Source organism: Blastocatellia bacterium, from assembly GCA_035275065.1.
In the GTDB taxonomy this organism is placed as follows: domain Bacteria; phylum Acidobacteriota; class Blastocatellia; order UBA7656; family UBA7656; genus DATENM01.
On the sequence record DATENM010000076.1, the window covers coordinates 15,858 to 41,458 of the forward strand.

At 59.2% G+C, this 25,601-nt stretch carries 18 protein-coding genes; 9 read left to right on the plus strand and 9 right to left on the minus strand.

Translation table 11 applies throughout. The features are described from left to right. Nucleotides 1-152: 152 nt before the first annotated feature. From VJ464_17490 to VJ464_17510, 5 genes are all read right to left on the minus strand, one after another. The gene (locus VJ464_17490; GenBank protein HKQ06927.1) at nt 153-701 is read right to left on the minus strand and encodes a hypothetical protein; all 549 of its coding nucleotides are present in this window, start codon (nt 699-701) and stop codon (nt 153-155) included. Nucleotides 702-1,093: 392 nt separating this feature from the next. Continuing rightward, nucleotides 1,094-1,723 carry a hypothetical protein gene (locus VJ464_17495; protein HKQ06928.1) on the minus strand — a complete coding sequence of 210 codons (630 nt, stop codon included), beginning with the start codon at nt 1,721-1,723 and terminating at the stop codon, nt 1,094-1,096. A 32-nt stretch (nt 1,724-1,755) separates the two neighbouring features. Next, nucleotides 1,756-1,998 carry a hypothetical protein gene (locus VJ464_17500; protein HKQ06929.1) on the minus strand — a complete coding sequence of 81 codons (243 nt, stop codon included), beginning with the start codon at nt 1,996-1,998 and terminating at the stop codon, nt 1,756-1,758. Between the two features lie 114 nt (nt 1,999-2,112). Then, nucleotides 2,113-3,720 (minus strand): LuxR C-terminal-related transcriptional regulator, encoded by a 1,608-nt coding sequence (locus VJ464_17505; protein ID HKQ06930.1) that lies wholly within the window; start codon nt 3,718-3,720, stop codon nt 2,113-2,115. Nucleotides 3,721-3,790: 70 nt separating this feature from the next. Beyond that, entirely contained in the window at nt 3,791-4,870 is a 1,080-nt protein-coding gene (locus VJ464_17510; protein ID HKQ06931.1) for a DUF977 family protein, read from the minus strand. Nucleotides 4,871-5,184: 314 nt separating this feature from the next. Between VJ464_17510 and VJ464_17515 the strand changes: the two genes are divergently transcribed. The 9 genes from VJ464_17515 (at nt 5,185) to VJ464_17555 (ending at nt 12,758) form a co-directional block, all read left to right on the plus strand. Continuing rightward, nucleotides 5,185-5,817, plus strand: a complete 633-nt coding sequence (locus tag VJ464_17515; protein ID HKQ06932.1) for a hypothetical protein — start codon at nt 5,185-5,187, stop codon at nt 5,815-5,817. Between the two features lie 40 nt (nt 5,818-5,857). Beyond that, nucleotides 5,858-7,198, plus strand: coding sequence for a toll/interleukin-1 receptor domain-containing protein (locus VJ464_17520; protein ID HKQ06933.1), 1,341 nt, complete (start codon nt 5,858-5,860; stop codon nt 7,196-7,198). 94 nt (nt 7,199-7,292) lie between these two features. Beyond that, complete coding sequence (locus VJ464_17525) at nt 7,293-7,952, plus strand: hypothetical protein (GenBank protein ID HKQ06934.1); 660 nt, start codon at nt 7,293-7,295, stop codon at nt 7,950-7,952. 79 nt (nt 7,953-8,031) lie between these two features. Beyond that, nucleotides 8,032-8,412: a TIR domain-containing protein gene (locus VJ464_17530; GenBank protein ID HKQ06935.1), complete on the plus strand. Its 381-nt coding sequence runs from the start codon at nt 8,032-8,034 to the stop codon at nt 8,410-8,412. Continuing rightward, nucleotides 8,409-9,371, plus strand: coding sequence for a caspase family protein (locus VJ464_17535; GenBank protein ID HKQ06936.1), 963 nt, complete (start codon nt 8,409-8,411; stop codon nt 9,369-9,371). Before VJ464_17530 ends, VJ464_17535 begins: the two co-directional genes overlap by 4 nt. Then, nucleotides 9,368-9,841: a hypothetical protein gene (locus VJ464_17540; protein ID HKQ06937.1), complete on the plus strand. Its 474-nt coding sequence runs from the start codon at nt 9,368-9,370 to the stop codon at nt 9,839-9,841. Before VJ464_17535 ends, VJ464_17540 begins: the two co-directional genes overlap by 4 nt. A 90-nt stretch (nt 9,842-9,931) precedes the next feature. Then, nucleotides 9,932-10,987, plus strand: coding sequence for a hypothetical protein (locus tag VJ464_17545; protein HKQ06938.1), 1,056 nt, complete (start codon nt 9,932-9,934; stop codon nt 10,985-10,987). Between the two features lie 33 nt (nt 10,988-11,020). Then, nucleotides 11,021-11,749: a toll/interleukin-1 receptor domain-containing protein gene (locus tag VJ464_17550; protein HKQ06939.1), complete on the plus strand. Its 729-nt coding sequence runs from the start codon at nt 11,021-11,023 to the stop codon at nt 11,747-11,749. Continuing rightward, nucleotides 11,742-12,758 carry a pentapeptide repeat-containing protein gene (locus VJ464_17555; protein HKQ06940.1) on the plus strand — a complete coding sequence of 339 codons (1,017 nt, stop codon included), beginning with the start codon at nt 11,742-11,744 and terminating at the stop codon, nt 12,756-12,758. Before VJ464_17550 ends, VJ464_17555 begins: the two co-directional genes overlap by 8 nt. Nucleotides 12,759-12,841: 83 nt before the next feature. Here VJ464_17555 and VJ464_17560 read toward each other — a convergent pair whose 3' ends face one another. The 4 genes from VJ464_17560 to VJ464_17575 form a co-directional block, all read right to left on the minus strand. Then, nucleotides 12,842-16,540, minus strand: a complete 3,699-nt coding sequence (locus VJ464_17560; protein HKQ06941.1) for a VWA domain-containing protein — start codon at nt 16,538-16,540, stop codon at nt 12,842-12,844. Between the two features lie 78 nt (nt 16,541-16,618). Beyond that, on the minus strand, nt 16,619-19,942 hold the full coding sequence (locus tag VJ464_17565) for a tubulin-like doman-containing protein (GenBank protein HKQ06942.1): 3,324 nt from the start codon (nt 19,940-19,942) through the stop codon (nt 16,619-16,621). 97 nt (nt 19,943-20,039) lie between these two features. After that, entirely contained in the window at nt 20,040-22,280 is a 2,241-nt protein-coding gene (locus tag VJ464_17570) for a VWA domain-containing protein (protein HKQ06943.1), read from the minus strand. Next, nucleotides 22,262-25,591, minus strand: a complete 3,330-nt coding sequence (locus tag VJ464_17575; GenBank protein HKQ06944.1) for a hypothetical protein — start codon at nt 25,589-25,591, stop codon at nt 22,262-22,264. The genes VJ464_17570 and VJ464_17575 overlap by 19 nt, the downstream gene beginning before the upstream one ends. Nucleotides 25,592-25,601 lie beyond the last annotated feature (10 nt).

Sequence of the window (25,601 nt, forward strand, 5' to 3'; positions counted from 1 at the left end):
TGTCATGATGGGCAGGCCGCGCAGCAAACGGCCCGGGTTTGATATATAAAAGAGGCTGGCCGAACCCTGCGCTGACGGGGGTTCCATTGGCCGGCGTAGCTCAGCGGCGCTCGGCTCGCAATCGTTTGTAAAGTACCTGAAGCGCTTCGCCTTTACGAAGCGCCTTCGGCTAAGAAGCGCTCGAAGTCATTGATGTTCTTGACGCCCCTTTCGAGCACCGCACGATAGATCAGGTCGCTGGTGACGGTATCCCTGTATTCAGGTCGCCGCCAATACGCCTCTTTAATTTCGAGTATCGCCGACCTCGCGTCGACAGTTAGCTTTCCCTTCATATTGGCTGAATAATTCGCATGTTCTGCATAGCTGTCGAGGTCCAAGAACCAGAGGTCCAACTTCCATGCGCCCTGCCGCTCGTCTCCTAATTTGATCCCCCAATAGAGGCCGTTGGGCTCGCCCCCGACGTTGTTGGTGAACCGGGACTTCTTTGCGGCAAGCCTGCACGTCAGCTCGTAGGCGACCTCAAAGCAACGCTTAAAATCAGCCCTCGGGTCGAGGATGTACACATCCAGGTCCCGCCAGCACATCAGATCGTAGCTGTAACTGCCGCCAACGAACCACCGCAAGTAGGCCGAGAGCAGTTCCGGTAGACGGCATTCCCGCATTAGCTGATCCGCCTCCGCTTTTAGTTCTTCGTTGCCCATAGAAAAGTCTAACCAGAGAGGCGGGATCATTTTTCGCCCCATCCTCCAACCGAACCGACTATGAGGGCACCCGCATAGAGAACAGAATGCTTCATGCAATAAGCTCCTTTCAGAAATCAGACGGGGTGTCGTTCGTTTGTCGAGCCTATGGAATGAGGTTCCTGCTGTCAATAAGTCGTGCGGCGCTGAATGCCCATAACGAACAAATCGGCCCTTATTGTTCGGGAGATGTCTAACTCGGCAACGAGCGATCTCTTCGTTCTTACCAAGAAGAGACTTTGGCGCTTTGTCGTTAATTGGGTCCGTCAACAATTGAGCTAGCGTGAGCGGCTTGTTGTTTGAAGCAGTAACAGGGAAGTCGCGCGCCCTCACGTTGCCCTGCTATCGCCCGGTCATTTGTCCCGTAGAAATTCGCCGCGCAGCTGCATCGGCTTACCGTCTGGCATAATGAAAGTAAATGCTACGATATGATGGTCCGTATCAATCATGGTGATCGCCAGATCCTTCACGTATCCTCCCCGCGTGCTTCCGACGACATCGAGAAAACTGAACTCGAGTGTCTTTCCGTCCGGCGACATCTTCCCCTCCAAGCGAACCCGATTCCCGGCGTCACAATAATGGGTCGCCAGCAAACGATCCCCGTCCAGGTAGAACATCGTGATCTCATGGTTTGGCGGGTTCCCTCCAGGTGTATTCGCCTCATGCAGAATTGCGGTCCCGCTGGATGCGGCGCGAATGGTGAGGCTGATTGGTATGCCCATAATCGTACCTTGCCACGACCCCGCCAAGGTTTTCATTTTTTGGAGCGCCTTCTGCGCGTCCGACTGCACGGCGGCAGCTTTCTGCGGCTCCTGGGCCTGGGCGACGGAAGCTAGCGCAAGAAGGCAGATCAGCAGGGCCGCCGGGCCTTTTGCTGTTAGTTTTCCGAAACGTTTGCCAGGTCGCGCGCCAGGACAGTGGCCAGGCCCGTGAGAGGCTCTGCGCTCCGAATCCATGTGAGTAACGTCGGTGGTGTCTTGCATGTTTTCCCCTTTTTGAATGATATGAACGAGTCTCACTGATCTACACTAATGACCGAGACCAGTGGTATTCCTAAATCACGCACTTTCCTTAGCAACCCATGCAGCGCAGCCTGATCGGCCACCGGGCCGGTTAAGAGCGTCTCGCCGTTATCCTCCAGCGTGACGCTCAGGCCCCCAAACCAGTCCTTCCATTGAGAGCCCAGATGGCCCTTGACCCGGATTTGATAGATCGTCGGCTGACTGGTATCAACGGTTCGATTAAGTGCTTCTGCCATCACCTTGCACCTTTTGCGGCTGACCACATCAGGTCCCCGCCACAATATCCTCAATGCGGTAGTGGCGCATAGATACTTAAGTATGGTTTTGGGGTATGGTTTTAGATTGCCTGGCTATAACAGACCCAACTCGCGGCCACGGGCTACGGCTTCAGTGCGGTTTTTTACCTGTAATTTGCCGAAGATTTTCTGATTGTGCCCCTTCACGGTTACCAGCGCCAGGAAGAGGCGCTTGCCGATCTCTCGATTGGAGAATCCCTGGGCGATGAGCCGCAGCACTTCTAACTCGCGCCGGCTTAATGGCTCGACGAGCGAATGGGCAGGCGGGGCGGTAGTCAGTGAAGATTGATCTTGGCTCTTTCGCTTTTCAGTTTCGAATACGGTCAGCAGTTTAGCGACGTAGGCCGGCATCATTCCATGTGTGGCTGCCTCAGACAATAGGTGAGCCATCGGCTCGCCTTCATCGACAAAGAGGCGGACGAAGCCTCCGGGCTCCGCCAGCGCCAACGCTTCACCCAGCAGTTGCAGCGCCTTGTCCTTTTCGCCATGCACAAGGTGAGCGACTGATTGGAGAACCATTACCTTGAGCCGTTCATCCTGCCAACCCTTTGCCTCCGCCTGCCGGCGCAATGGCTCCAGGACGGCCAGTGCTGCCGACGCGTCTTCCCTGGCCAGGTGTACACGGGCCTGACTGAGGGGGAGTTGGTGCATCTCGGCCAGCCGCTCGGCCGCCGCCAGATTGCCCTGGTGAAGGAAAGTAGCCACTTGAGCGGCAGCAACCTCAGCCGCCCGGTGTAAGAAATGATGCCGGCGCACGGATTGGTCAGCCTCAGCTAAAACAGCAGCCGCGCCGGCCACGTCTCTCTGCGCAAGCTTCAGGCGGGCCAGAAACACCTCACAGACAATAAATCGGTCAATCACCCGATCATACTGCTTCGCCAGGTCGAGGCCCTGTCGCGCGTGTTGTTCAGCGGCATCGAGATCGTTCCATTCGTAGAGTATGCGGGCCAGGCCAAGGTGTACTTCGTGGATAATCTGCAACGGTTGATCACCCACCATTTGCAGCACCCGCCGGTAGGTGGCGGCGGCCACATCGAACTGGTTTTCTACCTCCTCCACATACCCCATGCCGACTGTCGCCAGGATGGCCGTAAAGATATCTCCGGATGCCTGGCTGAGAGAGATCGCTTCGGTAAAGGCCCGGCGGGCCGCGGCACTATCTCGCGAGAAGACGTAAGCCGACCCCATCGCCCAATAGGCGGTAGCGCGGGGAATCAGGCTGTCAGGGTTCAGATACTCCAGGGCGCGGCGCGACTGGGCGAGCATGGTTTCTACATCGTATCGGGGGAGCGCCAGCACGGACCGGGCCTCGGCGATCAGCCCGACAAGATTCCGGTCAGGGTCTTCCGCCCAGCGGCCTTGTAAGGCATCTTCGGCGGCCTGGAGTTTCTCTTCCACGCCGGTCGTCTGGCCATGAATCAGCAACAATGAGGCATGCCTCCACCACAGCCAGGGCCTGGCGTCGAGGACTTTCCTGGGCAGCGACCCAAGCCAGTCCAATATAGGAGCCACGGCACTGCGAAGGTGCTGGGGAATCCGGTCTCCTGCGATGAGTCGCTGGGCGCGCTCGACATCATCGGCGGCGGCAGCATGGTGGAAGGCTTCAATCGCCGAGCCATGATCTTCAAACCACTGGCTCGCACGTACGTGCAACTCGTTCACACGAGGCCGCGCTCCCTCTGGTGATGAGGCGATGTTCTGGTGCAGCCTCTGCCGCAGCGAGGGCGAATAACTACGGCGGGATTTGCCCGCGCCCGAGTTCATACCAGGTGGCCCTCGCTCTCCCGTGCCTGGAAATCTGCCGCGACGCAGTCAGTTCCCGCAGACGCACCTTGAGCGTATTCTTATTGGCGCCGGTGAGCCGCTCAAGGTCGGAGATTGTCAATCGCCCGTGCTGCCGCAACAGCGAGATCACCTCCTGCGACAGCGGCGGCAGCGACTCGGCCAGGATGTGTTCGCGCTCCAGTTTGGCCTGCAAGTTATCCTTCTGCTTCTTGAGACAGCGGAGGAAAAAGCCGACCCACGTCTCCCAGTCCGGCCTCTCGCTTTTCAAGGTCGCCTGCGTCCGCCGCAGCGCCGCGTAGTAGTGATCCTTATTCTCTTCGACGATGCTCTCCAGCGAAGCGTAGGGCACGTAGGCGTAGCCGGCCCGCAACAACATCAGCGCAGTCAGGATCCGCGACAGCCGGCCGTTGCCATCTTGAAAGGGATGAATCGCCAGGAACGTCACGGCGAAGGCGGCGATGATCAATAACGGGTGCAGCCATTTTTCGGCCGCCGCCCGGTTTGCCCAATCGATCAATTGCTGCATCTCCCAGGGGGTCTGAAACGGCGGCGTGGTCTCAAAAATGATGCCGATCTCGCGCCCGTCCGCGTCATAGGCGACGACGTTATTCGTCAACTTCTTGTAGCGGCCGCGGTGGTGCTCGTCCTTGTCGCTGTATTTGAGCAGCAGGGCATGGAGTTGCGACAAGTGGTTTTCGCTCAGGGTCAGTTCTTCCCAGGATTGAAAGACCAGACCCATCGCCTCGGCATAGCCGGCAACCTCCTGCTCGTCACGCGAGCGAAACGTGTGACGCTGGAGGTTCGCGAGCACGGCTTCGACCTCCTGGTCGGTCAGCTTCACACCCTCAATCCGGGTTGAAGAGGCGACGCTTTCGACGGTGGCGACGTGGCGCAAGGCGAGGAGGCGCTCCGGGGAGAGTGTGCGCAAGGCCGCCCACTTGCCTTTGAACTCGTCGATCTCGGCGATCAGTTGCAGCGCGGCGTGGGAGACCTCAAGCCCCAGAGTTTTGGCTTCCAGTTGCCACATACCCGCAAACGTACCCGATAATATCCGATTTCGGCAAGACTGGTTTGGGTTACACTTCAAGGCGCTAAATAGAGGCTAAACCCATGTGCGCTACTGAGCTTGAGCAAGAGCGCCACGCGCCGGCACAGCCAAACGTCGGGCGCCAGTTTAAACACACCGATTACGCGATTATGCTTATCAGGCTTAAAAGAGGGCCAGGGACCATTTCAATATGTAATATTTCGCTTAGTTCGACACTAGGGATTAGAGGATATGGAGATGGATTCCGACCGGTACGTGAGACCTGGAGAGAATTCATTCCTACGAAGAAGCTTATGATGATCGCTAAGATTTACACCCTCATTGTCCTGCTCGTGGTTCAAGGATGTGGGACCAGCAAGAGCCTACAGAGTCAAAAAAACTCTGGACCTGACGACCTCGGTAATCTCCCGTTTAAGCGTTACAAAGACCCGGACGGGAGCTTCGCTATTAATCTCCTGGAAGGCTGGAAGGTTGAGCGAAGCAAGAATGAGGAGCGATGGGTGGAGTTGATCAGTATAGACACACAGGCCTTCGCCACCTTGATAAGCTCAGACAAGTATAACGCGGCCCGGCTCTCCATCCTCAGTCTCAAAGAACCTCCCATGGATTCTTATCCTGCCGACCTGAAAGCAAAAATGTTGGCCGAAATCGCTAAGCCCTTCTTCGACGGCTGGCTGGGGGCTCTAAAAGGGCAGACGCATGTCGATCAGGTCAGCGCGGTTTACAAGGTGAGGCTGGGCGACCGAGACGCTTTCCGGCAGGACGTTACGTATCTCAGAGGTGACCAGTACGACCCTCGTAGGGGCTATGGCATTTTCTTGTTGGGCGCTCACACGGCTTTGTTTATTAGCTTGAGCGGAAATGATGAAGGCGTAAGGGCGCTGAAGAAGATGCTCTCTTCTTTAGAGGTCGAGCCGAGCTCGTAAACGGGATGGGGTTCAGATTTTAAATCTCCGGGAAGGCCCTATGGTGACCGCAGAGCAATTTGACTACGCTTACGACATTTTCATTAGCTATAGCAGTTTTCGCAAAGAGGAGGACGGGAGTCAATTCGACCGCAAGGTCGCGGAACGCCTGCACAGGTCGCTGGAGGCCTACCGCGTGCCCGCCGCGCTGGTCAAAAAAGGGTCGCAGAGTCGAGGCTTACCGCGGCGGCTCAAGAAGGTTTTCCGCGACCGCGATGAAGTCCGTGCCGGCGCGAGCCTCGACGCAGAACTCAGGGACGCGCTGGAGAAATCGCGCTTCCTGGTCGTGATCTGTTCGCCGCGTTCGCGGAACTCGATTTGGGTGAATCAGGAGATCGCCATATTCCGTAACTTGGGGAGAGAGGAGCGTATCCTGCCAATCCTGATTGAGGGAGAACCCGCCGAGGTCTTCCCTACTGAATTACTCAAGGCTGAGCCCCGACGCGGCAGCGCAGAGCCGGCACCTGGGCTGGACAGGCTACTGGCCCAGCCGTTGGCTGCTGATATACGTGCCAAGACCGAGGCGGAATCGCTACGTCTCCTTAAACACGAAAAGCTGCGGTTGATTGCGACAGTCCTCGATTGCAGTTATGACGACCTACGGCGGCGCGAACACGAGCGTTTCGTCAGGCGAGCCATTACCACCGTTGCGGCTATGCTCGCGCTGGTTGCGATCTTGGCCGGCTTAAGCATCGGCCTCTTCCTCACGCAGCAGCGCGAGAAGCGCAACGCTCAATTGGCTCTCGACGCGACAGGAGTCATTCCGCTGATCGCTTTCCCCGAAGAAAACCAGAAACTGGATAGTGCTATAAGTAGGGAACTGCGGCTCGTGGCAGCCATCAATAATCTCGAAACCCTCCGGCGAGACTACCCGGAGAACGTGCAGTGCTTAGAGGGTCTTCGCCACATCTACCCTTCGCTCGGCCACATCCTGGCGACCCAAGGTAGGCTTGAAGAAGCGCAGGCGGCTTATGAGAAGGGCGACACCCTGATTGTCCCTGTCCTCAAAGGCCGCCTGAGAGCTTGGCAGCCAAATACGTCGCCGAATTTACAGGGCGCGTTGTTGGAGCCCGAGCGGAAACGTTGGCGCGACCTGCTGAACATCTGGGAGGGGCCGGATGACTGGGTGAGGGCTAAACACGCGATAGACTATGTCGATAATGTCACCGAGTATCTTAGTGTGCTGGATGTCTCGACCGCAGAAGGGCGAGAGGAAGCGCGGCGGGTGCTTGAACACAGCCTCGCGCTGTTTAAGAAGGCGAAGGAACACGAAGCGCTCACGGCAGAGCAGGAAGAGTTGACGGGAGTCATTCTTGCGACACGGACCCGATTGTCGCCATAATCTGGCATCTCGGAATCCCTGTCGAAGCATAGGAGCCGGCATGTTGGAGCGCGGCGCGCAGATGATCGGGCGCCCATAGGCCAGAGGAAAGCTCATGACGGTTGGACGAATTGTCACCCTCGCCATGCTTGGCGCAGTCATCGCCGCGACCGTCTGCGCCAGACCCGCCCAGGATCAGCCTTCCGCCTCGTGGGTGTTGAACCAGGTCGCAGAGGCCATCGAAAAAAAGGAGCAGAGCGCTCAGAGAGCGGGGCGGTACAGTGACGCTCAGACCTGGCATGCCTGGGCAACGCTTTACCGTTTACATGCTGATTCATTCATTCTCGCGCAAACGCCCGCCCTGCAAATCCTGGCCTCTTATATAAACTCTAACGACAAACACGCAAGAGATATGGAAAGGGGGCGGGCCGTTCAGGCGGCAAAGTTTTACCGTGCCTCCATCCTGTTTTGGCAGGATGTGTCTGAACAGCTAGGGCGCGGCGAGAAGCTCAAGGTCAATCTCCCCGAACAAGAAATGCTCACGCCGGTGCCAGGGCTGCCGGAGACGCCCTGGGAATTCCTACGAGTTAGCCCGGCCGCCCCGAGCGGCCCCGCAGGTGGCCAGGAGTGCGGTCAACTGTACAAAGAATGGAGAGAATGCGACCAGGAGTATGAAAGGCTCCTGAAGGCCTCTCCGACATCGCCGAGCACGCTGATGCATAATTTTCATTGCATCAATCTTAAGTATGGGTTTATGCGCCGGTGCCGCCCCTGAGCCGTTCGCCAGGCTCATCGTCGCGCTCTACGAGAGGGGCGGGCTTGTCCGGCTGACGCGCTGCACAAAGGAGGACGAGATGGCCAACCTTAAAGTAATATTTGTAGCATTCCCCATTGAGGACGAGCACCAGAGGGACTTACTCAAAGGGCAGTCGTTGAACACGAAGTGCCCCTTCGAGTACGTGGACCTATCAGTCAAAGAACGCTATGAAAGTAATTGGAAGGAGCGGGTCCGCACCCGCATTCGTCGCTCGAACGGCGTCATTGCTTTAATCAGCAAGAACACTTTAAATTCAAGCGGCGAGACGTGGGAAATAAACTGCGCCAAAGAAGAAGGCAAGCCGATGATCGGTCTGTGGATCTACAAAGACGATTACACGCGGCCTGTCGAGATGAATGGCTACCGCATCATTCCCTGGACTTGGCAGGGTATCGCCGACTTTATTGATGGCCTATGAAAATGCTGAAACGTGCGTTATTGGTCGGAATCGACCGTTATGACAACATGTCGCCTTTGCAGGGGTGTGTCAACGACGTCGACGCGCTTCACCCCCTGCTCGCGAAGAACGAGAACCGGTCCCCCAACTTCGACTGTCAAGTGAGGAAAGCACCCAAGGACCGGGTGGACCGCCGCAGCTTACTCTCCGACCTCAAAGCATTGTTCGCGCCCGGCGCGGACGTGGCGTTGTTCTACTTCGCGGGGCATGGCGAGCAGAAGCAGAGTGACGTCGTCATCGCTACACAAGATGGCGCATATCCAGAGCTGGGAATGGCACTGTCCACCATCCTTGGCCTGGTCCAGGACTCCAAGGTACAAGAGGTCTTGATCATCCTCGACTGCTGTTACGCGGGCGGGGCCGGCGGCGTCCCGCAATTGGGAAGCAACGTCGCCGCTCTGCGCTCGGGGGTGTCCATCCTCTCGGCCAGCCGGGGTGACCAGACCGCCGCGGAGACAGAAAAGGGGCGGGGCCTATTTTCGTCTTACCTGTGCGAGGCGCTTAAAAGCGGCGCGGCTGACGTACTTGGGAAAGTGACCGTCGCCAGCGTCTTCACTTACGTGTCAGAATCGTTCGGGCCGTGGAGACAGCGTCCCATGTTCAAATCCAATGTAGACCGGCTTCACGAGCTGCGGCTATGTTCTCCCTGGGTGCCGATTGCCGAGGTGCGACTTCTGCCGAAGATATTTCAGAGGCAGGACAGCTCGCTGCCCTTGGATCGCTCTTACGAGCCGTCCGTCAGGCCGAGAAATAAAGAGCATGAAGCTATATTTGCCATCCTTCAGAAATGCCGCGCCGCAAAGCTGGTAGAGCCGGTCGGGACCGAGCATATGTACTACGCGGCCATGCTGAAAAAGAAATGCCGGCTGACGCCGTTGGGTAGGCATTACTGGCGAATGGCTAAAGAAGGGCGCTTATGAAGATTGGGTTGTCAGGCCATCAGGATATTCCGCCGGAGGCGCTCGCCTATGTAAAAAGTGGCCTCGCGGAGATCATCTCGGAGGCAACCGACGGGCTAGTGGGAATCTCCGCGCTGGCCCCCGGAGCCGACCAGTTATTCGCCTCCCTTATATTGGAGCACGGCGGCCAGTTGCACGTCATCATCCCCTGCCAAGGCTACGAAACGGCTTTCACAGAGGATGATGACCGCGAACGCTATCACCTGCTCCTCAGCCGCGCCGAAGACGTTGAGACGTTGAATTATCCCGAGCCAAGCGAAGAGGCGTATCTGGCGGCGGGACAACGTGTCGTGGATTGTTGCGACTTCCTGGTCGCGGTTTGGGACGGGAAGCCGGCCAGAGGTAAGGGGGGGACTGGTGACGTCGTGACGTACGCCCGCAGCCGCGGGACTGTGGTGAAAGTGGTTTGGCCTCCCTGGGCGGATCGCTGAAGGCAGGTTGCGGCCACCCGGCAGGGCATCAACGAAACAGAGGAAGCCGGAAGGGGCCTGGGCCGCTATTTATTTCTTGAGCCGAGCATCATGAACGTCTTTAAGAGAATAACGAAAGGAAGCTTTGTCCAGGGCTCGGCTCTACTGATCATGCTGGCTGGCGCCGAAGGGCCGTATGCCACGAAATGGGGCGTGTTCGGCGCCCACCTGACCGGCATCCCTTTGTGGGTGTTCGGCGTTCTTGCCTCCGCGGGTGGAATCCTGTTCTTCCTGTGGCCGATGATCTTCGGCTCGGAGCCCGCGCCCCGCACGGAGGAGGCGGCAAAAAGCTCGCAGAGAATGCTGTTTCTTTATTTACGCCCATTCGCACTGGATGCGCGAAATATCTTGCAATTGCTCGTGGGCGCTTCGGCTGGCGCGCTGGTTTACACGGGTATGCTTGATGGCGTGTGGTGGGTACTCAGCTTTGCGCCTCTGGTCATCAACATCAGCAAAGAGCAAGCGTTCAAAGATGCCTTCGAGCGGGTCGGTGATTTCATCACCTTCGGCAAGCCAAACGAGCGGCTGCGCCCGATTGGTGCCTCGCGAGTTTATGCGGGCGGTGATTGGCAGCAGGAGATTTTAAGGTATATGGCACAAGCCAAGCTGGTCATCGTACGGCCAGGCCGCGCCCCAAGCATCCGCTGGGAGGTCGAGCAGGTCTTGCAGCAGGATTCACCCGAGCGGGTCGTTTTTTATCTCCACTTCCGAGGCTGGAAAAAGAGTAGAGAGAAGGTGTATGAAGAGTTCCGCAGCCTCTTCCAGAGAATCCACCCTGACCAAAGGTTACCGGAGCGGTTGAAGGGGCCCCTGTATCTGATATTCGATAGTTCCTGGAATCCTTACTTTGTTCGCGAGGCCAGCCGTCCCGACGAGCTGATCGGCCAACTCATCTCCCACTCAGGAGACGTTACGGTTGACAGGCTGCGGCCGGTCCTCAACGCGCTCAATATCGACATACCGCGCCCGCCGAACACCATGCTGAATAAGGTCATGACTGTTTTCACCTGGCTAGCGGCCATCTTCGCTGCGGGTCTGGTCATGGTGGCGTTGGCCGTCGCCATTATCAGGATCATGAGCGCGCTCGTGCTATCTCTTCTCAACTGACACCTGGTTTCCGGTGTCGGCAGGCCAGTGCATATGCTGCGATCCGATGAGCCTTTCATTTTTGTCAGCTACGCGCGCGAAGATATTGATGCCGTTCGCCCCGAAATCAAGCGCATCGAAAGCCTGGGCTACAGGATATGGTATGACATAGGGGAGCTTACTCCCGGCTACATCTGGAACGAAGTCATCCAGGAGGCCATAGCCAAATGCTCTTGCTTCATCGTCTTCATGACGCGAGCCGCGGTGCGGTCCGGTCACGTTATGCAAGAGGTGCATGCGGCATTAAACGTCGGCAAACCGTTCGTACATATCTATTGGGAGAAGGTCAAATTCCCCTCCCCGCTGCAAGACACGATTAATCGGATTCAGGGATTGGAGCGATATTATTTACCCACGTCTGAATACCAGGAGCGGTTGAACAAGGCGCTGTCCGAACACATCCACCCTAACGGAGCCGCGCCACCTGCCGGGCAGCAGAAAGGGATCGATGATAAAAACCCGGCTCTGGTCTTACCGGCCACGCCGCCGGGCGTCTCGCCGAAATTGATCTTCTTCATCTTAACCCTGGCGGCGCTGTTTTTTGCCCTTTTGGCGGTCGTCGCCATGGTTACGCCCTTCCTCGGCACCCAGCAGCCGGGCGACCCGTTGAACAACCGCTTGGCAGGATTTCTGGCCGGCGGCTTTTTCCTTTTGATCGCCGCCGGCCTGGGTGTAGCAGCGATCATAGTTCGCCGGAAGTACCTTCGGAGGAATAGTGATTGACATAAACCCTCACCGGAAGGTCGCGCGCATCGTGGCCTTTGTGTGTTACGTCCTGGCGGGATTCGTACTCGTGGCCGGGGTCTTATTTACGCTCGCAGCCGCCACGTTCGATATGTCGCAGTTCGGCCAGCCAGGCGCTACGAATCGGAAAATGGCCATCCTGACCGCCAGTATATTTCTCATCATCGCCGTTATGCTCACCTTGTTGGGATGGCGCATTCAGGTATTGTTCGGGCAGCAGTTCCGCCAAGACAAGCTGCTTGCCAAATCGTCTGTGGGGTGTTTGAGGCTCGGGGGGCTAGGTTGTGGCCTATGGACGCTGCCCTCGGCCAGCATCATTCTGCTTACCGGCAAGCGGGCGTTTACCAACGAGTCGGCTAACTTTACAGACATATTCGTGGGGGCGTCGGGAAGTATTCTCCTGATGATTATCATGCTTTCCGTCGCCTGGTTCATCTCGGTGAATTACACGCAGCCCGGACCAGAAGACCGCAAACGCGCCTTCGCCGCATATCACGAGGATATCAAGCTGCGTCTGCTCAGGCTGTCTGAGCCTGACGCGCGTGCCTATGTGCAGGAACGAACGATGGAGGTCTTGACGAAGTTGGATGCGCCTCTGAAGAGCCTGTTGCTCAGATTTCTCAGTGACTCAGAGCTGCTCGCCGGCTATACGCGCGTCGTCTTGCGGGGCACCGATTTTCGCCAAGTTGATCTGTGCTCGACCAGCCTGCCGCGCGCCGATTTGCATGAGATTAATCTGGAGCAGTCTATGTTGCGGGGCGCCTTTCTTTTTGAAGCCAACTTGTATAAAGCCAATCTCAGGGATGCCGACCTCAGTTACGCCAATCTGGGGGAGGCTAATCTTCGGCAGGCCGATTTAACCGGCGCGGTACTAGAGAAAGCCAACCTTCAGGGTGCCGACCTGACGGGGGCGAACGTGACGCTAATGCAACTCGACAAGGCGCACCTGGAAAAAACCACCTTGCCAGACGGCACGATTCGGAACTAATCAGGCGCCCACTCAAAGCGGGCGATCATCTAAAATAACGTGAGTTCGACCGCTTTGCTTGCGCGCCTGCCCTCGGAATAACACTATTCATACACATCTATGGCAACCAGCGTGCAGACGTCTTCATCCGAGGCGAGATTTCCTGTGCTCCACTGCTTGAGCTTCTCGAACGCTCCTTTCGTCGCCGCGCCCATAAACGTCTCTTGCGGGTTGACGACGTCACGGGAATAGTTTGCGGCAGCGTACGCAAGAGACTGCTCTCGCCCATAGGTGAGGAACTGGGTGGTGCCGGTGAAGAACCACTGCTCCCGGCCGCTCTCATCCTCCCGTTGCACGATATGGCCGGCTTTATAGGCGCGTGCGAAAGAGCGGAAAGCGGCGGGGTTCGCCAGGGCCAGGCGTAATCGCGGCGGGAAGGCTGCCACCATGACTCTATATTTCTTCTCGGCGCGGCGGCGCAAGGTTTCCGCGATGCTGTCTGTCATCTCGATGAATGGATTCTGCCGGTCTGCCGAAACGGTTTTATCAGCGACGACCTCCGCAAGCTCTATACGCCTTATGGCCGACTGATCGTCGCCGTTTTGGTGCCGCCGTGACACATGGTGCGAGGGCTGAGGGATCTGCCGCGTGAACGCTTCCAACGCTTCCTGCTCGTCGCGATTCAAGCCGGTCGTCTGCGGAGAGACCAGTAAGACCTGCCGCGGATGCGTCTGGGTCTGCACCAGTGCTTCGGCAATGTTGCGCCGTCGCGGGTGGTCCGTATCGGCCAGCGCGCCGCCGATACGTGTTGCCGGGACCGTCAGCGCCAGAGCGCGCGTAAGGCGGCCTATCGCATTGATGAACTCCGCAGCGGTGGTGAAAATCTTCGGCTCTTCGATGCAGGAACGGACCATCACCTCGGCCTGTGGCCCGTTCGCAGTGACGACGAAAAATAATCGCTGGCGGATGGCAGCGATGGTGTCAGCAGTGCCGAGCCAGGTCTCCAACCCCGCCCGCCCCCATTTCTCAATCAGGTCCGGACGCACCTCTGTGCCGAGGTAAATGCGCCGCTGGAGTTGGACGAGGCGGCGGCGCGTCTGCTCCAGGCGGCGGCGCTCCGATTCGCCTTTCTCAGACGCCTGACACAATGCCTCTACCCACCCCTCCAGCGCATCCGCTGCCGATTCGGCAAGGCCGGCTACGTGATCGACGATCTCTCTGACCGGCGCGGAGGCGGCGCGAGAATGGAGTTGCGGCTGGACCTCCCCGCGCAACCTCTGTGACAGCAAGCGCAAGGTGGCGACGGCCTCGCCGGGCATCCAGAGCCGCTGCCATCCTATGTCATTGACCTCGCCCTGCCCCTGCAACCGCTGCGTCACTGAGCCCGCGAATGCATTTCCGAACCACTCCAATGCGGCAGGCGGGGGCGGCTGCACCAGGTCGATAAAATTCGCGGTTGCGGTAGGGTGGACGGCGGCCAGCAAGAGGGCTTTTAAAGGGCTGCCGCTCGCTTCTGAACGCGCCCAGTCATCTAAATGCTGGATGACCATTTCCGTAGCAACCGGCTTGAGCCTTAATCCGCCCTCTGCGTCGCCAACGACGTCCAGCAGTACGTCCGGGCCGAGCACACGCAGGAAGAGCTCACAGCGGACCTGATCGTAAATTAATGTGGGCAGGACATGCGCACTGTGGATGGTCGCGGCAATGGCAGTGCCCGACGACAACACGCGCGCCTGCTCAAGTAGCGTGACGTGCGGCGCGCGCTCAATCAGAGTGGAAGCGAACTCACCACACTGAGCCGCGAGCGCGTTCTTGTCGCCGCCTGAGGTCGTGAATACCCAGTGATATGGGCTCTGCGAATCGCTTTGATCAAGGACCGGATCATCGGGCAGATAGACTGTGCGCTGTGGGAACCTGCCGGCGCTCATGGTGGTCTCCAACTCCATCATTAGTGCTTGCCGGTTCTTGGCATGAGGCGGGAGGGGGTCATCGCACAGGACGCCGATGACATCCGGCAGGACCTCCGTTCCTTTATTCAGCCGCCGCCCCAGGCGTTGCAGCAATCTCCCGAAGTCGAGGAACCAGCCGCTGCCGACGCCGCCATCGGCAGATGCAAAGACAACGACCTGACGCAGGCCATCCGCGGAGGGCAAAGACGCCAGTTCCTGGACCTTCCTCTCAAGTGTAGGCCGAAGGCCGTCTGGCTGGGCCAGCCATTGAAACAAGGCCAGGCGCGCCAGCGACCGATCTCCCTTCACCCCGTCCGACAAATTAAGCTGTTCGCTGGAGGCTTCGCGATAGAAGTAAGCATCGAACCACAGCAAGTGGTCGGGCAGTCGCGCAGGCTCCGGCAGGTACGACTCGACCTGACGCACACGGGGCGGTGCAACCAGTGCTTCGATCTGATAGCCCTCCCAATCCTCGAACGGCGACTCACGTTCGGTCTCTTGCGTATCCGTATCAACCCATAAGAAGAGATAGGGCTCGCCGCTTTGCCCGCAGTGCGCCTGCTTCAAGTCGGCGCGCACGGCCTGCACGGCCCGCCGCCCGGCGCCGCCCAGCCCGATGAACAGGGTCGGAATTGGCACCAGGGGCTCGATGGCAAGCCTCGGCAGAGCGGGCAAAGGGGAGGGCAAGGTCGGGGAGTTGAGGGGCGGAAATACCGTCGCACGCTCCGGGGGCTGAATCGGGCGCTGGCGGGGTTGCAGGTGGCCCAGACTCCAGAGCAAGGCGGGCAGGAACATCAATAATAGAAAGAGCCAGGTGACCTTGAGCAGTGCCGGGCGGTGCTGGGCGGTGAAGATATGGAGCTTGCCTTCTTTATCCGCCAGGCTCAGGGTGGGCGGCTCAACACCGACACGCCACAAGCCCGCCGCCAGGGGCACGAGGGGGTGGGCATAGGTCGCAGGGGCTTCGGGGACGGGGTTGATCAGCAGGTTCAAGTCGCCGCTGCGATTAAGCGTCCAGCTTGTGCCGCCGAGCGGTGCCGAAAAATACTTGCCATTTAACCGATGCGACAACACGCCGGTGCCTTCGTGCAGGCCGGGCATAACCGAAACCTTGACGGCGCGAAAGATGTTGGCAAAGTCTTTGCTGTCTACCGGGTCCTTGACGTGCGAGGAATCCCCCGTCACGTCGATCATCAGCGAATCCGAGTTCCCCCCGGGCAGGCCGACGGAATAGATGTCAACATGCTGCTCGTCGCGCAGCTTTCTGGCGGCCTCGCGTATCTCATCCTCCGACATGGGGATGCAGCCGTTACAGCTCGCGATGGCGCCGTCGGTGTAAAAGATGATGACCTTGTTGGCTCCCGCCCTGGCCTGGCTCAACACCTCGTCGAGTTTGTCAAAGGCTTGGCGGCTATCATTGCCGCCGCCCTTGGCCGTTTGCGCGATACGGTCGAGCCCCTCGGCGAGCTTTTCCGGGGTTTCCGTCCAATCCACTTCGACCTGGGCGCTCGTGTCAAAGCGGATCGCCGAGAAGCGAATACGTCCGGGCTGCTCTTTGGAAAGCTCCTGGGTGACGGTGCGTGCGGCGGCGGCCATATCTTTGATCGTCATGATCATAGACCCCGACTCATCCACCATGAAGACGATATCAACCGGCGGCAAAGGGGCAGGCGCGCTAGCCGTCGGCTTATGCCCGTCGAAAGCTACGAAGTAGGTCGCCTCTCCCCAAGGCATGACGACCTGTGGGGAGACGCGTGTCTGCAAATCGCCGAGCTGCGGCTGTGCGTTGACGATGTAGACATAAACTGCAAAGCCCAACAGCACAGCAAAGGGCGTCAGCAGCAGGATGATCAAGCCCAGGCGGAATTTTCGTTTGCGATCCATAGTTCAAACCTCAAGCGCATCGGTTTCGGCCCTGACGACTTCGCGGCGCTAATCCAAGTTCATGCGGTGCTGCAAGCCCGTGCGAATCCTGGGGTCGCAGTAGAAGGTAAAGACCATCTTCAACTGCTCTCTCAAATCCGTCGGGGCGTGCTTGTTCAGGAACTCGTCCAACTTGGCCGGGATGTACTCCTTGAGCAGTTGAGTGAGTGGCTTGTTATGCTGCTCGGCCTTCTTGATGACACTGCGCTCCGCGTCTTTCGGGGCGATACGTTTCAGCCCGTCCGGTCTGCCCTCGGCCTGCTTGAGCGCGAAGCAAATCGCCGCGCTGATCACGTCGGCATTAGGGTTCTCCCGTTCGCTGGTTAAGTCAACATCCTCGTTCGACCCGTGCCAGACCCAGCCCCGGTCCTCTATGTACTCGACAGCGCCGGTGACGATGCCATGGACAAAATGCTGCATCATCTCCGGGTATTCCAGCAGCCGCACGACACGTGGCCGGAGCGTCCGCACGTCGGCGGTGCCGGCCTTCGTTCTATAGTACCGCTCGATATACCACGCCTCCATCTCCTGGCGGAATGGGTGGAAGACGAGGGCCCGCTTCAGCTCATTGTCGTGTCTCTCCTTGCCGGCCAGTTGCGCGTTACGCAATCTGAAGTAATCGAGCCAGCAGTTTTGGATATCGACAATCTCGTCAAGGCCGGGCTTCTTGATTTTGATCAAGATAATGGCGTTGCGGTCGGAGTAGCTCGTCTCGACCCCCGCCAGCGGCTTGAGCCGCCCTACGATGGCCTCGGCCAGGTTCTTCTTATCCGTGCCGTTCGGCTCTTTATAGACCAGGGTTCGCATTTCGGGCTCGCCGCCGGCGTTAATGAGCGCGTTAGCTTCCGTGTTCAGCAACTGCGCAACCTGAGCCGTGCTAATATCACGATTGTCTTGTAGCCAGAGCAGGTATTTGAAGATGTCTGTGTTGGCTAGCTTCGTGTCGATCTGGCGATGGAAGTAGCGGTACAGGTCCTGGACAATGTCGCGGATTTCCCGCCCCTTATACCGCCTATTGTCGAAGCCATCACTCTCGATGACCAAAGTCAGTTCCGGCATCCCTTCGGCGGTCAAGCCCGCCTCCCAGTGCGAGTCTCTTAACAAGGTTTCGGCCAACCCCGTGGCCGACTCACTGCGCAATTGCTCCTGAAAGCCGTGCATCTCCGGGTCGGGGTCCTTGCCGAGGCTGATCAGGGCGCTGCGGTTGCGCGCCGCGCGGTAAAGTCGCTCTTCCAGAGTGCCTTTGAGGTAGATCTGCGTGACCGTAAACAGCGCCGAGGGCTCGCTGTCTCGCCCCCTTTCGCGGCGCACCAGGTTGTCGAACAATCTGCCGAGCAGGCTCTCCCACTGTTTCAGCCGCTTCTCAACATTGTTGACCATCTGCTGCATATCCTTCAGCAGCTCGTACTTTTGAAACCAATGGATGTATTCGGAGCTTTGGATGCGCGCGGCTTGCTGCGAGCCTTCCACCCAGACGCCGAACCCCAGGCCGGACTTTCTGCTGTCCCGTAGCGCCTGCAATCCGGCAGCATAACGGTTGTTCCGATCAGCCGCCTCTTTCGCCAGCGTCGCCACGAATTGGCCGACGATCTCGTGAATTTTTCTCATCGGCCCTTGGTCGCCTAACATCCAGGTGACTTCCGCGTACAGTCGCGTCAGTACCGTGCCTTGATCCGGCGTGCTCGCATTCTGCGCGAACTGGGTGCGGTTCCTAACCAGCTCTTCGACGAACAAGGCATCCGCCCGTTTCTGCAAAATCTCAGAGATGGTGTTGAGCACGTAACGGCGGCCCTTCTCGAAGGTGCGCTCGCCGCCGGCCATGTTGGTGTAGCGCTTTTTGATTTCCTCCAGCCGGTCAGCAAATCGCGCCTTGGAGTCTTCCTGTTTCTCCTTGACCCCCTTGGTCTGCTCGTTCTCTTTGAAGGTCTTCGTCTCCCATTCCTTTACATCCGCGGGCCGGTCGGCTTCGATAAAAGAATAAAAGGGGTCTACGTAGGTCAGCAGCACGGCCTGTTCCTGAGGCGTGCGATTACTGCCGGTCAACTCGTACCAGAGCGTGACGATCTGGCGGGCGTCAAGCTCGTTGCGAACGAACGCCTCCCTGGCCCGCTCAGGCTTTGACTCCTGTTCGAGCAATTGCTCAAAGAGCTTGAGCAAGCCTTTAACTTTGCTGGTGGCGTTATCCTGGCGATCCTGCTCCGAACCCGAAGATAAGTTGACGACCCGATCACCGCTCTCCTGCGGGGCGGCGGCCCGGCGCAAGTATTCTGCAACCTGTTCCCAGGCGAACTTCTGGGCGAAGGTCTCCGTCGGCACGTAGATGCGCGCCGCGCCAAAGGCTGAAGCCGCCGCCGTATCGTTGACCGCCCATTCCAACAGCCGGGGCCCGGAACTCTCGTCCAGGTAAGGGTCAATGGCGCTGGCGACAGAGGTGAAAAATTTCTTGCGGTCCTCTTCAGTAGGACAGTCGCTGCCGAGATAAAACAGGTCGTCGAACAGACGGCTCTTGACCGTTGCCGTTTGGACCTCGCTCTTGTCGTAGATGACTCGCGAAGAGACTAATTGCCGATTCCTGTCCACATAGCGGTCATTGGCCGAAATCCCCTGCTCCTGCACGCGCTCCAGCTCGCGCAGCAGGCTGTAGCCGCGCGCCTGGCTGATTCCCGCCACGCCCGAATAAACGTTAGGCAACACGATGACGCCGGTGAGCTTGACGTTGGTGACCCCGGCCGAGCTCGCGGCCAGCCGCGTCAGGTAAGCGGCGTCGATGAAGCACCCGGCCCCCGTGCCGCCTACCGCAGAGCTGATGAGCCACACGTTGACATCTGCGCCGGCGGCCTGTTCCTTCAAACGCCGGATGATGGGGCTGAGTCGCGCGACGATGGTGCTGGCGTTCTTGAACATGGCGAAACGCCCGATCTGGCGTTGTTGCGCCGCGCCGATGGTGATTGCGAGTTGGTGCGGGGGGACGTTTTCGCTTAACCACGGCGCATGCAGCCAATCCTTCAGATGAGGATATTCTTCCGGCTTTCCCGCTAACAGGTAATCAAAGACATGGGTCTTCAGGTCGGGCTGGAAGTCAGCCAGTTGAAAGTACTCCGTGTCCGGGTCCAGAGAAGCGGCCTCATCCTCGCTCTTGGCGATCTTCTCTTCCGCCGCGCCGCCGACGATCTGCACGGCTTTGCCCGGCTCCCAATCGGCGATGGTGTCAAAGAGCAGGAACTTGATAGTCTCAGGCACCTTGCCATGTTTAAGGACGGTCAGTTCTTTCAAAGCGGTGAGGATGTGCGCGCCGGTGCCGCCAAATCCCATTACCAGTGCTTGCATTGCCATGACGTTTTCCTCCTGATTTCTAATAAAGCTGTCGACTCGTTCTACCGCTGCCGCGCGTTGGCCACAGGCCCTAGGGCCTCATCGGCGTTTGACGACACTAGGGCTTCTCCTCTAAGCGGATCACGAAGCTATCTTGTGGCAAGCCGATCAACCGGGCGACCTGGTCTTTGTAAAGCCTGACCGTGTGAAAGGTCTTCGGGTCATGCTGCCAGCTATAGCGCACGTCTACGTCAACCCGGTCGGTCTGCGGCGCGCGATAAATTCGGAATGTTTTTGCGATGTAACTTTGGCCGTCAATCGCCACACTGAGCGAGCGGTCGTAGTTGAAGCGACTGCCTGAGGTGGCGGAGAACTTCTTGGCGCTATAGCCGTCCGGATCAATGTCCGGGTCGTAGACTTTGACCATAACGGTGCGCCCCTTTCGGTAATCGCTCCACCACAGTCGCCTTCCCGGCAGAACCCACTTCGCCATCACCCACAGACCGCCGACCGCCGCGGCCACAGCCAGCAATGACAGGCTCCAGAGAATCCAACGGGAAAAGCGCACGCTCAATGGGCCTACGGTTAGCGGGTCGCCTCCGACCCGATGGGTTTCTGCCTCGACCGGCAATTGAATAGAGTCGAGGTAGTTCGCCCCAGACAGGCGATTGGGCTGGGCCAGGACGCGGAAATATACCTGTCCGGGCGTCAGCCATCCTTCGCCCTTGAGCCAGTCGAGTTGCACGGGGACCGCAGTTACGAACCGCCCGTCCGCGTCCGGCACAAGCGCTGTCGGCGCTCCGGGCAGAGGGACCCCCGACTTGTCGAGCAACTGCAAGGCGAGCCAGGTCGCCGGCTCTTTGATCGTGCTCGACACATCACTAACCTTCTGGTGCCTGGCATCGAGCAGCGACAGGACGAGCGTCGCTGTTGACTGCGGCTTCATCGTGCGAATGCCGCCGACCGGGTCAGGGTCGTCAAGCTGCAAAAAGAAGGGGTGGAGGTCGTTGACTTCCAGGACTTCATCATAAGAAGAGGCGTTGTCGGCAAAGACATCATAGTCCGCACCGCTCTTGAGTTTGACCAGACCTTTCAAGCGCACGCGGTACGTCCCGAGTTGCGGCGGCTGCCATTCGGCGACAAACTTGCCATCGCCCTGGAACGCAGTTTTAATCTCGGTCACTGCGCCGGTCGGCGACGTGACCACTAGCGACGCGTCGATAGGGTATTCCGAGAGCATCTGGAGCGGCACTCCGCCGCTGTCGGTCGCCTGGAAGACGAAGCGCGCAGGGGTTTCCATGCCGGCCACTCTGGCCGGCGACAGTCGCTGAATGTTGGCTGAAGTCAACTCAACCCGCGGCGTGTAGCTGCGCGATGGGTCGCGTTTGAGCTTGTAGGTGCCGGGCTTGGGGTCATCGACAACAAAGCGGCCGAAGGTTCCGGGGATGACGCCAGCGCCGCCGGACGACAGCGGGATGTCGTTACCGTCTGGGTCAACCATGCCGATGGCTGACCTCGGCAGCCCGAGGTTGACGCTGAAAACGACGCGCCGCAGGTAAGGCGGGCAGGCGTACTCGTCGCCGGCGAATGGCGAGCTGGAAGAGCCGAGCCACTCATCGACGATACCCTGAATGATGGTGAAGACCTTGGACGAGGCGGTTTCCGCCAAGCGTGCGCGCCCGGCGCCGGCAATGCTCTCCCAGAATGCCCCGTCGCCTTCGTTCCAGTAGTTAAGGCTGTCGTTAATCCCGACCACCCAGATGCCGACTTTTCGGTCGCGCAGCTCCTGAGCATACCTGGCAATGCTCGCCTTCAGGTCTTCGAGCCTCGTCCCGCGGACCTCCGGGCGGCCATCCGTGATCAAGAGCAGCACGCGCCGCCGGTCCGGCAAAGGCCCGGACCGCTCCATCAAGTCGTACTCGTTGATGGCTTGTCGCATCGCATCGGGCGTGTTGGTATAGATCAAATCATGGGGAGTGACCACGCGCTCGATGACCGCCTTGGCGTCGCGCAGTGCGCCGCCAGGATCAGCGGGGTTGTAGCGAATGCCATAATTGGATAGTGACACGGAAGCCGTATCGCCGAAGTCAATGATCGACAGGCGGTGGATCAAGGCGGTGCCCTCGACCTGTTCCGCCAGCCGGTAGACGAGGTTCTTCACCTGCCCGATACGATGCATGTTCTTGTCGTTTTGCGGCGACTTCCACATGCTGGAGGACTGGTCGATCAAGATCGTCGCGTCGAGGCCGCTGAAGTGCGCCGCCGCGCCGCCCGGCGGTGGGCTGCCGGCCGTTTGCGGATTGCCGACGCCGCTGAGCGTGATCAACAGGAGCAACAGGGTCAACGCCGCTTTGCGCATTGGGGCACTCCTTTCTCCAAGTACTCGTCACGCACCCATTCGGGCAGGTGCCGACGACTGCGCTGAAGGATGGTCGGCATGGGATGCTGCTGGGCGCAGCGGTGAAAGCGCAGGTAGACTTTCCGTGATCCGGGGCGCTCGTCCGGGATCAGCTTTAGATAGCTTTCATGCCGCAAGGGGTCGAACTCGCTGCCTTCGGGCACCTTCGGCTGTTTTTCTCTATCCTCCAGCTCGTCTATTGCTATCGAGAATTTCACCTCCTCGTCGTGCAGCTCTTTGAGTACGGCAAGCAGCCTCTTCAAGTCCGGCGGGCGCGGCGAGGCGCGCAAGATACAAGCCCGGCGGTAAACGGAGTCGCAACAATCATCGGAAACGACTTGCCACATCTTGCCGCCTTCGGCCTCGGCCTCGGCGAAGCGTTGGATCAACTGATCAACCCAATCGGCCAGCTCACTGAAATACCCCGGCTCCAGGACCCTGATCGGCTCCTCGCTGCCGCACCATTCGGCGGCCTCCTCAATGCGCAGCTCAAGGAAGCGCAGGCCGGTCAGCTTCTCTAAGCGCGCCAGCTCCTTCTTCAAGGCCGCTTTCGCCGCGACGCCTGCGAACTGGCCGACAAGCGCGCCGGTCTCCTCAAAAAGCGCGCGGTTGCTTTCCTGCCGCAAGTCGGCGTCTCTGAGATAGGCCACGTCGGCCAGCGCCTTAGTCACATTCTCCAGGGCCGCTTTCGACTGCCGGAACTTCGCGGACGGCTGGCGGTGAATGACCTGCGGCAGGTAGCTGAGAAAATCTTCGAGGTCTCGCCACTTCTTCTCCTCCTGCTTCAATAACCCGTACAAGGATTCCAGGTCGCCGCGGCGCAAATCGGATTCGGTAACGAGCCGAGTCAAAACCTGTTCGGCAACGCCATCGGTTTCGGCAACCAGGTCTTCAGCCGGGTCGAGCGATAAGCCGGCGTTTACGCCTTTACGCCGAAAGGCCTGGTAGCTCCAGGCGAGCATGGCCGTCTGCTTCTGCGCCTGCCAATGGCTGACGAGCTTCTGTGACCGCTGGTTCAGCAAGCCGTCAGGCTTAGCGGTTCGCAGGTAATCTGCCAGTCGCTTGACGTCCAGGGCGAGGCACGTCGAAAGGAGGGCTTGCTCGATGCCCAGCCAAACCTCCCAATCCGTCAGGTCTGCGGCCACAGCCGGGTCAGCCCCCTTGAGGTTGGTGGATAACTCTTGCGACAGGACTCGCTTGAGCTTGGCCAGCCAGTCTTGCCGGCCCGCCTCCCACACCTGCTGAATCGTTTCGAGCAAGATGCCGTGCGGTCCCTCAACATGCGCTCGCATGTTCTGCCACTCGGTGTAAATCACCTCCGCAGTCGCGCCGCCACCGCGTGCGCGCGCGCGCGCAACTTTTAACTGCGTCCTGAGTCGCACCGCCTCCGTGCTGTTCGCAGGGAGGTCGGCCAGTTCCAACTCCGCCTGTTCAAACTGTCCGTCCCGGATGCTCTGTTTGATCCGCCCGATAGTCGCCTGGCGCAACAGGTCGTGCCGGTAGGTTTCCAGGTTCGGATCGGTTTCGCCGTCGAGGGAGGCGGCAGCCGCTTGATATTCCGGCGGCGGCAACTCGTCTTTCAGCAACGCCTCAAGGACTGCGTACCAAGCCGTCCGACGTTGCTCCTCCTGCTGCAACAGTGCGAGCCGCAGGGAATCCGGCTTTGCCCCGACAAACTGACTCTTGCTCGCGCGCCAGTCGGCCCACCATTTTGCCGCATCACGCCAGGTCGAAAAATTCTCCCGGTAGGTTAAGTCTCCAAGGGCGAGCATCTCCTTCTTGTTAGCCAGCAAGCCGGTATAAATCTCTCCCGGCGCGGTGCGCTCAACCAGTTCGACGAAGCCGCTGACATCCCAGTGAGCCAGCGCGTCGTCCAGATGGTAATTGACGATTTTGCGCTTCGCTTCGGCCCGCAGCTTTTCAGCGAGGGCATGGTGCGGCAGTTGTGAAAGTACCTCTTCCGCGACTCGCAGGCCGTTCTCATAGACTTGTAAGGGCGGGCTCGTCTCGCTCTTGAAGAGGCTAAGCGCCGCGTTCACCAGATCGAGCCATCCTCTATATTGCTCAGCCTCATGGCTGAAGGCCGGCGGCAGTTTCAAATTGCCCTGCTCCGGCGCGGGAAACTCGAAAGGCTCGCCTCGTTGCATCTGCTTCCAGACGGCTGCCATTTGGCTGATCTGGCCCGCCACCTCTTCTACGCGTGCGCCGACCATCGGTGGTAAGCCAAGCGCGTGCATGCGCAAGCGGCTGATGAGCAGCATCAAATCATCTGCGGTGACTGCCGCATCCACCTCGCGGCTCAGGCTGGCGGTGATCGCCGCCAGCCCGGCTTGGAACCAGCTCTCATCCATCTCCCACCGCGCTTCGTCCAGAGGCAGACTCGCGAACTGTGTCCAGAACTGGCGCAATGCGTCGAGCGTCACCGCAACGAGCGCCTGTTTACGGATAAAGTTTTGGGCCGTCGCCCGCCAATAATCCCGCGCCTCAAGCAACTGGCGTTGTCGCTCCAGGGGCAATGGCGCGGTGGCCAGACATGCCTGCGCTCTCTGTAGCAGATCGACGGTTAAGCGGACCTCCGTCCAACTGTCAGGGGGCGAGCCGGGGAAGTGCGACAGCCATTCATTGACGCCCTTACGCAAATGATCGACCCGGTCAATCTCCTCCTGGAGCCGCTTGATCTCTGCCTTAAATCCGTCGGGCACCAGCCCTAATGCGTCTAACGTCTGCTGCGCTTCGTCAACCTTCCAAGCCCGCAACGCCTCCTCCACCTGTGCGGCGATCTCTTGAAGGCGGAAGTGGAACAGCACGTCGTACAACTGCATGAATTCCGGTATCTCTTCGTAAGCCAAGACGCCGGAAGCCACGGCGATGAAGTCATTGAGTGCCGGCCTTTCTTCGGCCTGCTCGCCGACCCGCTCAAGCGCCACGGACAGCCACTTCCGCAGGCGGTTCACGACCTCCGTGCGCAACGGCACGGCGACGCCGGGATAGGCTTCCAGTCGCTTGAGGAAGTCCGGCAGCCTGTGATCGGTCAGCCCCTCGATGCCATTCCATGTCGTCAACAGTTCTTCTAATTCCGGGTCGCGGGGACTCTCCGATTCGGGGAAGTCATCGCCTAACAGTATGATCGCCTTTTTCGCCTGCGGCGTTCCCTCGGCCTCGCGGACGATCTGGCGCAGCAACTCCCTACTCCTCTCGCGTTGCGCCGGGTCCGACCCGCGCCTGAAAATCATCGCCTCGGCAAGCGCCTGACGAGCGGCTTCCATGTCCATAACCATCTCC